The sequence below is a fragment of the Marivita sp. S6314 genome (genome assembly GCF_023015985.1).
Lineage (GTDB): Bacteria > Pseudomonadota > Alphaproteobacteria > Rhodobacterales > Rhodobacteraceae > Marivita.
Genome location: NZ_JALKAO010000003.1, coordinates 58,043 through 69,948, shown reverse-complemented (window position 1 = coordinate 69,948; position 11,906 = coordinate 58,043). Strand labels below are relative to the sequence as shown.

The following is an 11,906-nucleotide window of genomic DNA, read 5'->3' as shown; positions in this document are numbered from 1 at the left end:
CCATGTCCCTCTCAACCGCCTCCCTGTCCGAGTTTCTCGCAAGCCACCCTTCGGTGATCCGCATCGCGCTGACACGTGTGCGGGGGTCGTCCCCGCGGAACGAAGGGACCGAGATGTTTGTAACGTCTCAAGCGCTCTGGGGCACCATTGGCGGCGGCCAGCTGGAATATCTCGCCATTGATGCCGCGCGCCACATGCTGCGGGACGGGACGCTGCAGCGCGATTTGGACATGCCGCTTGGCCCTGAAATCGGACAGTGTTGCGGTGGGCGGGTTGAGATGCGGCTTACCCGTATGCGCGCCTCGGACAAGCGCGCAGCACAGGATCGGGCGCACCAGACAGACGCCGCTTTGCCGCATGTCTACGTTCTGGGCGCCGGTCATGTCGGACGCGCGCTGGCCAATCTGTTCCAGCACATGCCAGTCAACTGCGTGCTGATCGACACAAGGCCCGAAGAAATCGCGCTCAATACCGCCAATGTCGAAACCCGTATCAGTGCTTTGCCAGAGGCCGACATCTGGAACGCCCCTGCAGGCAGCGCGTTCATCGTGCTCACCCACGACCATGCACTTGATTTCCTGCTGACCTCGGCCGCGCTTGAACGCGGTGATGCGGCCTATGTCGGCATGATCGGATCGGCAACGAAGCGCGCGAAATTCAAGAACTGGGCGCACAATAACTGTGACGGCCAGACCACCCGACATCTGAATTGCCCCATCGGGGCAAGCGGTAGCCGCGACAAGCGGCCCAGCGTCATTGCGGCCTTCGTGGCCGCAGAAGTGATGGCTGAATTGACCTCTGAAACTGCCGCAGCCGCCCCGCAATGGGCACCAGAGTCGCCCATCTCGGGCAGTCAACAAGGACGGGAAGGGAGATTGGCCTGACCGGCCAAAAGACCCGTCCGATCAGAGGAGGAGACCGTCATGGACGGGAGGACCTACGACTACAAGCTGTTCACACGCAGCGATTTCAGCGCCTTTTGGGCGCTTTTCACGGACAACCTTGTCAACTTGCTGATCTTGTCGGCGGTTTGCCAGTTTGTCTTTCAGATGCCGCCGGAGATTGTTTATGGGCGCATCGTTCCCGGAGCTGCCGTTGCGATCCTGGCCGGCGTCGCCGTGTATACCTATCTCGCCAAATGGGCGGCAAACAGACAGGGCAAGGATGTCACCGCCCTGCCCTACGGCATCTCGACCCCCGTGATGTTCGTCTACTTGTTTGGCGTCATCGGGCCGATTTACTGGGCAACGCAAGACCCGCTTCTGGCTTGGCAGGTCGGCATTGGCGCGGGCTTCATGGGCGGGATCGTCGCCGCGATGGGCGCAATTGTCGGCCCCTATCTGAAGCGTATTACACCGCGTGCGGGCATGCTGGGGACATTGTGCGGTATCGCGCTTGTCTTCATCGGCTCCGTCCCCTTGGCACAGATCTTCGAAAACCCGATTATCGCATTCACGTCGCTGCTTTTCATTCTCTGGGGCTTGATCGGCCGGTTTCGCCTGCCTGGCAACCTGCCCGCCGGTTTGGTCGCCATCGCCGCAGGCACGATCATCGCCATTATTCTGGGCGAATCCAGGATCGACGTCAGTGGGATCGGGTTTTACCCGCCCGTACCGTATATCGGAGATCTGATTGCAGGCGTTCAGTACCTCTTTGCAAACCCGGAGCTGTTCCTCGTTCTGATCCCGGTGCAGATCTACAATTTCATTGAAACGATGAACAACGTGGAATCCGCCGAAGCCGCAGGCGACGCCTACCCGGTTGGCGTGTGCCAGGTCACTGACGGTGCAGGCACCATGATCGGCGCGCTGTTCGGATCGCCTTTCCCGACAACGGTGTATATCGGTCACCCGGCCTACAAGCGTCTTGATGCACATGCCGGGTATATCGTTGGTGTGGCTCTCGTGATCGCAGCCGCCGCGTTCCTTGGCTTCCTATCGTTTCTCGCAGGTCTGATCCCGATTGCAGCCGCCGCCCCGGTGCTCGTCTTCGTCTCGGTCAGCCTGATCACCAACACAGCCTGGGCGGTCAAGCCGATGCATATGGCGGCTGTATCCTTTGCGATCCTGCCGCACATCTCGGCCTTCCTGATGACCAAATGGGGGTCGCTGATGAATGCCCTGCGCAATTCGGGTGTCGAAGGCCTGCCCGCGTTGGGTGACGACAGCCTGACCGCCGCCCTCCTGATGGAAGGCGCGCATTACGAAGGCCATCTGGCCCTCAGCCAGGGTGCCATCATCACCGGTCTGGTGTGGGGTGCCATCGTGGCAGATGTGATTGACGGGCGGTTCAAGATGGCCGGTGGGTTTGCCGTTGCTGCAGCGGTGATGTCCTCGGTCGGGGTCATCCATTCCTACACGCTGCAGATGCCGCAATTCGATGGGATCACCATCGGGTACCTGATCGTCGGCGCGTTCCTGTACATCTACCCGATGTTCGCCCCGAAGGAAGACCTGGAGCACCGCGTCATCGTTCCCGACGAGCCGGACTTCATCGACGATGACACGCCTGCACAACAGGCCTGACCCAACACGAGGGGTGGCCATCAGGCCGCCCCTTTTTTTCAATCCTGCTAAGATCGAGAGACCCATGACCGACAAGTTGCTTCGCGGCCGCCTTCTGACCTTTCACCGCGCACCGCAGAACGGCGATGACACCGGTGCCTACACGTATCTTGAAGATGCAGGCCTTCTGATCCGGGACGGGATGATCGAAGACACCGGACCTTTCGAAACGATCCGCGCCAAGGCCCGCAACGTGGCGGTGACGGATCACCGTCCACATCTGATGATGGCGGGCTTCATCGACACCCACATTCATTTCCCACAGGTGCAGGTGATCGCCTCCTGGGGCTCGCAGCTTCTGGACTGGCTGAACAACTACACCTTCCCCGAAGAAACCCGCTATGCCTCTGAAGAGCACTGCCAGCTCATGGCTCAGGCGTTTTATGACCAGCTGATCGCCCACGGCACAACCAGCGCGGTGGCCTTCTGCTCTGTCCACAAAGCATCGGCCGATGCGTTTTTCGCAGAAGCCACCCGCCGCAACATGCGGATGCTGGGGGGCAAGGTTCTCATGGACCGAAACGCGCCCGACGCCCTGCGCGACACGCCGCGATCGGGATATGACGACACCAAAACGCTCATCTCCGATTGGCACGGCAAGGGCCGCAACGGCTATGTGATCTCGCCCCGCTTTGCCATCACCTCGACACCGGAACAGATGGAAATGGCGCAGGCCCTGGCAGCCGAGCATCCGGGATGCCACATTCAGACGCATTTGTCTGAGAACAAGGCCGAGATCGCCTACACCAAGGAACTTTACCCGCAAGCGCGTGACTATCTGGACGTCTACCAATCATATGGGCTCTTGCGCGATAATTCGCTGTTGGGCCACGCCATTCACCTTGAACCCAGAGAGATCGACGTTTTGGCCGAGTCGGGCGCGCATCCGGTGTTTTGCCCCACCTCCAACCTGTTTCTCGGCAGCGGGCTCTTCGATCATGGCGGGTTAAGCGCGCGTGGCATCACAAATGGCATCGCCACCGATGTCGGCGCGGGCACCAGCTATTCCATGCTGCAAACGCTGAACGAGGGCTACAAGGTCCTCCAGCTTCAGGGCCAATCCCTGCATCCGCTGCAAGCCTTCCACTGGGCCACCCGCGGCAACGCCTGTGTGCTTGGGCTCGACGACAAGATCGGCACACTTGCGCCGGGAAGCGAGGCGGACGTGGTTGTCCTCAATTCCTCCGCCACCACCGCCATGGCCTTGCGAATGGACCGCGCCGAGAGCCTCGCCGAAGAGCTGTTTGTTCTGCAAATCATGGGAGACGACCGCGCGATTGACGAAGTCTATTTGAACGGCACCGCTCAAAAGGCGGACACTGTCACCCGCCCCGCACGGGTCGCCACTCTGGCGTGATCAGGTCCTGCCGAACGACGTCTGTCGAATGTGACATCCGGCCAATGGCTTGTTGCGCATTCGATCACGTCGTTTCACCGACGCGGCACTCGAGTCCATCAGAGGGTGGCCCTCCAATCCGCAATGCCCAGACCTAAACCGCCGCACCCAGCCCTCTGCTGATGGCCTGTGCCGCTGCGATGGTTTGCCTTGTGACGTCCTCGTCCAAATCCTGCGTGTATTTCGTTGCGCTCACCGCTGCGACGACGGATCCGGACATGTCGCGGACGGGAGCCGCGACGCTGCAGAGGCCGCTTTCGAACTGGCCCTGATGCACCACGGTCTCGCGCTGCAGATCATGCGCGCGGTTGGCGAGTGCCGCGTCCAGTTCGGACTTTGGCCTGAGCTCCAGCGCTTTGCGGATTTCGCGTTCCGTGCGGTGGGCCAGAAGCAAACGCCCCATCGCCGTTTGCGCCGCAGGCAGGCGAGAGCCGACATGAACAAGCGACGACAGCCCGTCTGTTGCCGGAAAGCGGATCAGGTACAGAACATGGCGCGCGTCCAGCACGCCCAGATGCGTGGACCAGTCGATGGAATCGCGCAGCGCTTCGAGCGGCTTGTTCGCCACTTCCAGAAGTTCGCGGCTGGCCAGGAACCCGTAACTCAGGCCCAGAACCTGCGGCCCGAGTCGGTATTTGGATTTCCCCGGCACTTCGAGCAAATAACCTTCTGACACCAGCGTATGAATCGTGCGGAAGGCGGCAGAGCGTGTGATGCCAAGCGATTTTGCAATCTCCGGCAGGCCCTGCTCGGGGCGCTCTGGCGTGAAGCTGCGCAGCGCCGCCAGGCCGCGCACCAGACCTGGTACGATATAGGGATCGTTCGCGCTCATCACGGCCCTCGCGTTTCATATACAAAACGCATTCTTTCCCTGAAACATGACTCATTGCAATATCTTTGCAGGACACGTTCAAAGGAGCCCGCCATGAACATCGAAAACACAACTGGTCAAACGCTTGCGGATCGCCTTGCCGCCAACACCGGTCGTTTCACCGACAAGACCTTCGACTGGAACGCGTTTCCGTCGAACAGCGGCTATGACGAACTGGCCCGCGCCCAGATGCGTTACATCGGGGCCGGTGGTTCCCCAAAGGTCGGGGACACCTCAACGCTCAAGGCCGACCATTTCACGGTCAGCCTGATCTACAAGGAGCCTGGCCGCTACGCTGCCTGCCACAGCCACGAGATCGAAGAAAGCTTCCTGATCATCGACGGCGCACTGATCGTTGGCTGGGAAAAAGACGGAGAGGTGGTCGAGGTCAACCTCGGGCCGAAAGACATGATCCTGAACGCGCGCGAGATTGGGCACGGCTTCCGCGTGGATGGTGTCGAACCGGTGATGATGTCGATCTCGGTCGATGTCGGCAAACCGCTGCCGCCGGTCTATCACTATCACCCCAAGGAACACCCAACCGAGCTGGCCCGCAATTTCGGTGCCGAGCCCGGAAAAACCATCAAGTTCGACCGCAACGGTGATCACCCGATTCAGAAGCTGATGTCAAACTACGTGGTTCGCCATGTGGAGCTTCCGACGATCTGGGAAGCCGCGGGCTTTACCCGCAAGGTCTATGTCGGCGACGCGCCCGGTGCGATCAAGCAGGACACATGCCGTAAGGAAATGTGGGGCCTGCCAGTCGGCGCAAAACTCGCGCCGTTCACGCGCAACGTCGAAGATGCCTGCCTGTGTCTCGAAGGCTCTGTCGAGGTGGTTTGGGTCGATGACAACGGCAAGGAAGCTGCCGTCGAGCTTGGCCCACGCGATCTGGTCAAGACACCTGCCGGTCAGGCGCATTACCTGCGCAACCCCGGTGCCGGCGCCGCGACTGTCTGGACAGTGATCGGGTCGTCGGGCGAAGATGGCGCCGAATATGCCAAGGGATGAGGCTGCACAATGACCCAACAGAAACAGGGCAAACCCGACGCATTCAAGGCGGTGATGGAAGCGGCCAAATTCGAGTTGGGCCGTCCGGAGCTTCCCTATCAAAGCCGGGGCCGGGCGTTGACCGCGCAGGAAGAGGCGCTGGCGGACGCGTTGATGGAGCTTTACGCGTCCGGCGTATCGGGGCCGGATGCTTTGGCTGCGGCGCTTGCACAAAAAGGTGTCGAGTGCCCGAGTTCTGGTAAGGCCGATTGGACAGCCGACAGCCTTGCGCAGGAACTTGCAGCCCTTAACGCCGATCTGGATGCGGCATATGCGGAAAACGGCTTCGGGGGGTAACCCCCCGGGCCGATCAGGGAGGATTTGAAAGATGATGACCGCCGATATGAAAACCCGGGTTGAAGAGCGGGTTAATGAAGGCCTGCGGAACCAATGGTACCCGGTCGCGAAATCTGTCGAGATCAAAAGTGACCGGCCTTACGGCGCGGTTGCTCTGGGTCGCAAACTGGTGCTTTGGCGCGATGGCACCGGGGATATCCGCTGCATCGAGGACTTCTGCCCGCATCGTGGCGCGCCGCTGAGCTATGGCGAGATACATGACGGCAATATCGGCTGCCGCTACCACGGCGTGATCGTTGACGGGACCGGCACGGTCCAACGTGTTCCGGCCATGCCGGACTGCCCGATGGAAGGCCGCAAGGCGCTGCGCTCTTACAAGGTGCAAGAGGCCAGCGACGCCGTGTTCGTCTTCGTGTCTGACAACGAGGACGACGAACCGCACGACTTGCCCTTGCCGGTCGAACTGTCGGACCCGGCCTGGACCGGTTTCCTGTGCACCGCCGAGTGGGGCGTCAACTATCGCTATGCGCTGGACAACCTCGCCGACCCGATGCACGGCTGCTACCTGCACGCGGAAAGCTTTACACTGGCCTTCGGCTCCAAGCAGGACCTGCTGGAACTCGACAACCGCGAAGACGGGTTCCGGGTCAGCCGCGTGGGCCAGGTGGGCGAGAATTTCGACTGGACGGAATTTTCGGTAGCCGATGGGGGCATGTTCTGTTTCCTCGACATCCCCTACCCGCCTGCCGCCGGACCCGGTGGGCACATGCGGATCCTTGGCTACGTGACCCCGATCGGACCGCAGAAATGCAAGGTCTTCTTCTGGCGGATGCGCAAGGTCGAAGGATTTGACCGCGACAGTTGGCGCTTTCTCTATCGCGCGTGTCTGGAAGAGCGGCACTGGAACGTACTTGAGCAGGACCGCGTGATGCTGGAAGGCATGCCCGACGACGCGCGGACCCGCGAAATGCTCTATCAGCACGACATCGGCGTCGCCCATCTGCGCCGGGCGCTGCACCGCGCTGCCAAGGAACAGATCGCGGCCGAGGATGCTGCGAAGGTTGCGGCTGAATGAGCCTGCAGGCACGGCGCATTCTGGTCACCGGCGCGGCGCGCGGATTGGGCGCGACTCTGGCGACCCATCTGGCCGACGCCGGTGCGGACCTGATCCTTGCAGATATCCTGGAGGACGAGGGCCGAGCCGTGGCTGAAAAGCTGGGCGCGCGGTTTCACCCCGTCGATTTGCGCGACCCCGGGAGCATCACCGCGCTGGCGGACGCCGTGGGCGGCCCGCTGCACGGTCTTGTCAACAATGGTGCAATCGCCACCGGCATTGGCGGCATCGGGTTCGAAGATGTCGACATCGACACATGGGACCGCGTGATGGAAGTGAACGTGCGCGGCACGTGGTTGATGATCAAAGCCACCGCCGCGCTGCTCAGGCAATCGGGCAGCGGGCGGATCGTCAACGTCGCGTCGGACACTGCGCTTTGGGGCGCGCCCAACCTGATTTCCTACACCGCCTCCAAGGGTGCGGTCATTTCCATGACCCGGTCACTGGCGCGCGAGTTGGGGCCTGACGGGGTCGGGGTCACCGCGATTGCGCCAGGTATCCTGACGACCGAAAGCACAGACTACGTCCCACGCGCGCGCCATGCGCAGTACGAGGACGGTCGAGCCGTGCCCGGCGCGCAGCCTCCCGAAGATATTGCAGGCACCGTTGCCTTTCTGCTGAGCGAGGCCGCGCTGACGCTGACCGGACAAGTGTTGCCGGTCAACCGGGGCTTCGTGTTCACATGACGCCAGACGCGCTCATCGCAGAGCTGCAAAAACCGTGGCACCACGGAGAGCATTTCGATGGCCGCGCTGCAGTGATCGACGGGCCTTTGGTTCTCGACGGCATGGTGCTGCGCGGTTTTGATCTCAGCGGCGCAGCGTTCAAGGGGAACGTCAGCGCGCGGGGCACAACGTTTCTCGGTCTTGCGTGGCTGATGAATGCAACAATTGACGGAACGCTCGACCTGACAGGCGCGCGTTTCATGATTGATTGCCGGGCCGAAGGGCTGACAGCCGACACGCTTTGCCTTGACGAGGTGCAGGTGCGCGGCGTGCTGGACCTTGAGCGCGTTCGGGCGCAAAGGATCTCGCTATTGAACGCCCTCATCATGGCAAATCTGACGCTGGAGAACGCACAGATTGCCAGCGAAACAAACCTTTCAAACAGCGAGTTTCTTGGCGGGTTCTGGGCAGATGGAGCACAGCTTGGGACCGTCACAACAAACGGCTGCGACCTACATGGCAGGCGCAGCAATTGGGACGCGCTTCAGGCCTGATGGGTCGGGACCAAAGACGCGTCCTGAAGCGCCATCTGCCGGTCTGCGAGCAGATAAAGCATCCGCACCCTGCGTTGTGCTGCAGACCCATCGCTCCAGAGGTTGGACAACTCCGACGGGTCTTTTTCAAGATCGTATAGTTCACCCAGTTCTGACCCTTCGAAGACCGTCATGCGCCAGCCTTCGTGCACCAGCGTTCGACTCGCCGTCTTGCCGTCAGGATCGGCAAAGGACAGCCCCGCATCTTCGATCAGCACCGGCAGGTTTTCGGCGTCCTCCGCAAGCAAATCCCGCCCCTGCATGCCAACGGGTTCTTGCAGCCCCGCGCGGGCCAGAAGCGTCGGGGCGAAGTCAATGGCGCTGCCCTGTATCTCACTCGATACGCCGGTCTTGCGCGTCGGATCCGCCCAGATCATCGGCACGCGGATCAGGCCGTGGCTGTGTACCCCATGCTTCAGGGTTGTCCCGTGATCGCCCATGTAGTCGCCGTGGTCGGACATGAAGATCACGTGCGTGTTTTCGGAAAGCCCGGTTCGCTCAAGCACCTGCAGAATGCGTCCGACCCAATCATCAACCATGGTGATCGCCCCGTAGTTCAGCGCGATCATTCGGCGGATCGTGTCGGCCTCTGCGTGGAACGGCCAGTAGGCGTCCGGCTTTTCGTCGCCGAACTGGTAGACGCGTTTCAGATGTGCGGGCAGGTCGTTCCGGTCCCCGGTCTTGTACGCAAAGCTTTCTGGCAACGGGATCTGTGCCGGGTCGTACATGTCAAAATAGCGACCGGGCGGCGTGAACGGATGGTGCGGGTCGGGAAATGACGCCAGCAGCAGAAACGGGCGGTCGTCGGTCTGTTCAAGAAAGGCGCAGGCCTGTTCCCCAACAAAGCTTGTCGGATAAAGCTCTTCCGGCAGTGCCGTGCGCCAGACCTGGGGCGTTTTGCCAAACCCGTCATCTGCCGCATTGTCGCGTCCACGCGGGTCCGGCGCACCGTTTAGCCGGTCTCGCAACCAGCCTGTATAATGCCCTTCCACCTGATCGCCGTGGCCGATGCACAACGCCAACTCATCAAACCCGTAATACGGGCGCGGCACGTCCCGGTCCGGGGTCTTGATCCAGTTTGAACGGATCTCGTGTTCGTACTCGGGGCCGGAGCGCTGACGGCGCCGTGCGCGGTCAAACGGCGGCTCGGGCGCATCGCCTGTCCCGCGCAACGCGGGTGGTTTGGCTTCGATCGGCGACACATTCTGGAAATGCGCCTTGCCCACCAGCCCGGTGCGATAGCCCGCAGCGCGCAGCACGTCCGCATAGGTCGTACTGTCACAAGAAACCGGGATGCCGTTTTTTCGGCACCCGTTGACAGTTGTCAACTGCCCCGTCGCAAGCGCGGCTCGGTTCGGTTGGCAAATCGGGTTGGCGACGTAGAACCGATCAAAGCGGGTTCCGCGCGCCGCCAACGCATCAAGGTTCGGGGTCTGAACAATCGGGTTCCCGTAGCAGCCAAGATGATCCGCCCGCTGCTGGTCGGTCATGATGACAAGGAAATTGGGGCGCTTTTTCATTGTTGGTCTAATCGAACATCAGGCCAACCGGCCCGGTCACCAGAACAGGAAAGAAGAACAGGATCAGGATCGCCGCCAGATCAAGGATGATAAACGGCACGGCAGCCTTGTAGATTTCGCCCATCGTCGTCCCCCTAGGGGCCACCGCTTTCATCACGAACAAGGCAGCGCCGAACGGCGGGGAGGTTGCGCCGGTTTCAATGGCCACCAGAAACAGCGCGGCGAACCAGATCGGATCGAACCCAAGCTGAATGACCACGGGCACGAAGATCGGCAGCGTGATCAGCATGATCGACAACGGACCCATGAACATACCCATCAGCACAACGGTCATGACCATGAGGAAAACAATGGTGGATGGCGACACATCAAGGCTCAGGACCGCATCCACCATGTCATAGGTTGCGCCGGTGAACGCGAGAAGCTGGGAAAAGGTGACGGCACCCGAAACGATCAGCAGGACCATGACCGAGATGTTCGAGCTTGCCAGCATCGTTCGTCCGAAGACTTGCGGCGTCAGACGCCGTTTGATCAGGGCAAGGAACAACGTGGCAAACGCCCCGGTGGCCGCCGCCTCGCTTGGCGTCGCGATACCGAGGAAGATCACGCCGACAACGCAGAAGACAACGAGTGTCAGCGGGACAATATTCACAATGGTGGAGCTGATCTTCTCTGACAGCGGCACCGGTTGGACATCAAAGGCAGGCGCAAGCTCGGGGCTGATTGTGCAGCGCCCGATGATGTAGACCACGTAAAGCACCGCCATCAGGAGGCCCGGCACGATGATCCCGATCAGGATCTGTCCAATTGAAATCTCGGCGATAACACCAAGGACAACGGCCAGCGACGAGGGCGGGATCATGATCGCAAGGCCAGACGAACCGAGAATGGGGCCAAGCGACATTTCTTTCTTGTAGCCGCGCTTTTCCATTTCTGGCGTCAGGGAAGACCCCAAGAGCGCAATGGACCCCATCGAGTTGCCCGTCAGCGTCGAGAACAGAACACCGCCCCCAACAGCCATCAGGGCAAGCCGTCCCCGAAGTTTTCCGAACCATTTGTCGAGCGTGTCCATCAGATCAACGGCGATCCGCGACTGGAACATCGCCTCGCCCATGATCATGAAAAGCGCGATTGGGATCAGCGTGAAGCTGCTGATGCTGTCGACCGTGTTCAGGACCAGTTGCTCGATCCCGGCAATGCCGCCCATCAGGATGTAGGCCCCAACAAGGTTCACCGCGAAAAAGGCAAAGGCCACGGGCAAGCCCATCAGCATCAGCATGAACAGCGGGCCAAGGATCACGAGTAGGGTAAAGTACCACTCCATGGTCAAACGTCCTCGCCGGTATAGCTCAGGATCAACGCATGCAGGAACTGGATGGCCATCAGCCCCGTTCCAAGCGGCATCGCAGAGGTGATCCACCAGCTTAAGGGGCGCATTACCGTGACCTCACGCGTGCCCAGATCGAGCTGGTCCAGCACGATCTGCACGCCGACATAGGTCAGCACCAGGCACACCAGCAAACCGATCAGCGCGTTGACGAATTGCGATATCCGTTTCTGGACACCGGTCAGGCCGTTGACCAGCAGATCCATGACGACATGGTGCTTGAGCTGCAGCAGGTAAGGTGCGCCCAGAAACGTGATGAACAGCAATGCGTATTCGCTGGCTTCGATCACCCAGAGGCGGGACGACGCCCCCAAGGCGCGGCCCAGAACCTCGAAGCACACGATGGCCGCGATTCCAAACAGAAGGATCGCACCAACGATTGCGCAAATCAGGTTAATACGTTGAAAAAACGCCCATACCGGATGAACTGCCCGCGTCATCGTGTTTCC

12 protein-coding genes are annotated in these 11,906 nt (G+C 60.9%); 8 read left to right on the top strand and 4 right to left on the bottom strand.

Annotation, left to right across the window (positions count from 1 at the left end; all coding sequences use genetic code 11):
- Positions 1–2: 2 nt before the first annotated feature.
- From xdhC to guaD, 3 genes are all read left to right on the top strand, one after another.
- Positions 3–884, top strand: coding sequence for a xanthine dehydrogenase accessory protein XdhC (xdhC, locus tag MWU54_RS08920; protein WP_247082336.1), 882 nt, complete (start codon positions 3–5; stop codon positions 882–884).
- A gap of 39 nt (positions 885–923) precedes the next feature.
- The gene (locus MWU54_RS08915) at positions 924–2,525 is read left to right on the top strand and encodes a xanthine/uracil/vitamin C permease (RefSeq protein WP_247082335.1); all 1,602 of its coding nucleotides are present in this window, start codon (positions 924–926) and stop codon (positions 2,523–2,525) included.
- A 64-nt stretch (positions 2,526–2,589) separates the two neighbouring features.
- Positions 2,590–3,921, top strand: coding sequence for a guanine deaminase (gene guaD, locus MWU54_RS08910; RefSeq protein ID WP_247082334.1), 1,332 nt, complete (start codon positions 2,590–2,592; stop codon positions 3,919–3,921).
- 133 nt (positions 3,922–4,054) lie between these two features.
- On the opposite strand, the gene MWU54_RS08905 is transcribed toward guaD, so the two are convergent.
- On the bottom strand, positions 4,055–4,792 hold the full coding sequence (locus MWU54_RS08905) for an IclR family transcriptional regulator (RefSeq protein ID WP_247082333.1): 738 nt from the start codon (positions 4,790–4,792) through the stop codon (positions 4,055–4,057).
- Between the two features lie 93 nt (positions 4,793–4,885).
- Between MWU54_RS08905 and MWU54_RS08900 the strand changes: the two genes are divergently transcribed.
- From MWU54_RS08900 to MWU54_RS08880, 5 genes are read left to right on the top strand one after another with little or no spacing between them, the layout of a single operon-like run.
- Positions 4,886–5,842, top strand: coding sequence for a cupin domain-containing protein (locus MWU54_RS08900; protein WP_247082332.1), 957 nt, complete (start codon positions 4,886–4,888; stop codon positions 5,840–5,842).
- A 9-nt stretch (positions 5,843–5,851) separates the two neighbouring features.
- Positions 5,852–6,178, top strand: coding sequence for a recombinase-like helix-turn-helix domain-containing protein (locus MWU54_RS08895; protein ID WP_247082331.1), 327 nt, complete (start codon positions 5,852–5,854; stop codon positions 6,176–6,178).
- 31 nt (positions 6,179–6,209) lie between these two features.
- Complete coding sequence (locus MWU54_RS08890) at positions 6,210–7,253, top strand: aromatic ring-hydroxylating dioxygenase subunit alpha (RefSeq protein ID WP_247082330.1); 1,044 nt, start codon at positions 6,210–6,212, stop codon at positions 7,251–7,253.
- Positions 7,250–7,978 carry an SDR family oxidoreductase gene (locus MWU54_RS08885; protein ID WP_247082328.1) on the top strand — a complete coding sequence of 243 codons (729 nt, stop codon included), beginning with the start codon at positions 7,250–7,252 and terminating at the stop codon, positions 7,976–7,978. Before MWU54_RS08890 ends, MWU54_RS08885 begins: the two co-directional genes overlap by 4 nt.
- Positions 7,975–8,511 carry a pentapeptide repeat-containing protein gene (locus MWU54_RS08880; protein WP_247082326.1) on the top strand — a complete coding sequence of 179 codons (537 nt, stop codon included), beginning with the start codon at positions 7,975–7,977 and terminating at the stop codon, positions 8,509–8,511. Before MWU54_RS08885 ends, MWU54_RS08880 begins: the two co-directional genes overlap by 4 nt.
- Here MWU54_RS08880 and MWU54_RS08875 read toward each other — a convergent pair.
- Genes MWU54_RS08875 through MWU54_RS08865 form a run of 3 tightly spaced genes read right to left on the bottom strand, consistent with a single transcriptional unit; the run spans position 8,502 to position 11,897 of the window.
- Positions 8,502–10,070, bottom strand: a complete 1,569-nt coding sequence (locus tag MWU54_RS08875) for a sulfatase-like hydrolase/transferase (protein ID WP_281496046.1) — start codon at positions 10,068–10,070, stop codon at positions 8,502–8,504. The two genes, MWU54_RS08880 and MWU54_RS08875, sit on opposite strands and share 10 nt — an antisense overlap.
- 7 nt (positions 10,071–10,077) lie before the next feature.
- The gene (locus MWU54_RS08870) at positions 10,078–11,394 is read right to left on the bottom strand and encodes a TRAP transporter large permease subunit (RefSeq protein ID WP_247082322.1); all 1,317 of its coding nucleotides are present in this window, start codon (positions 11,392–11,394) and stop codon (positions 10,078–10,080) included.
- 2 nt (positions 11,395–11,396) lie between these two features.
- Entirely contained in the window at positions 11,397–11,897 is a 501-nt protein-coding gene (locus MWU54_RS08865) for a TRAP transporter small permease (protein WP_247082320.1), read from the bottom strand.
- Positions 11,898–11,906: the final 9 nt, after the last annotated feature.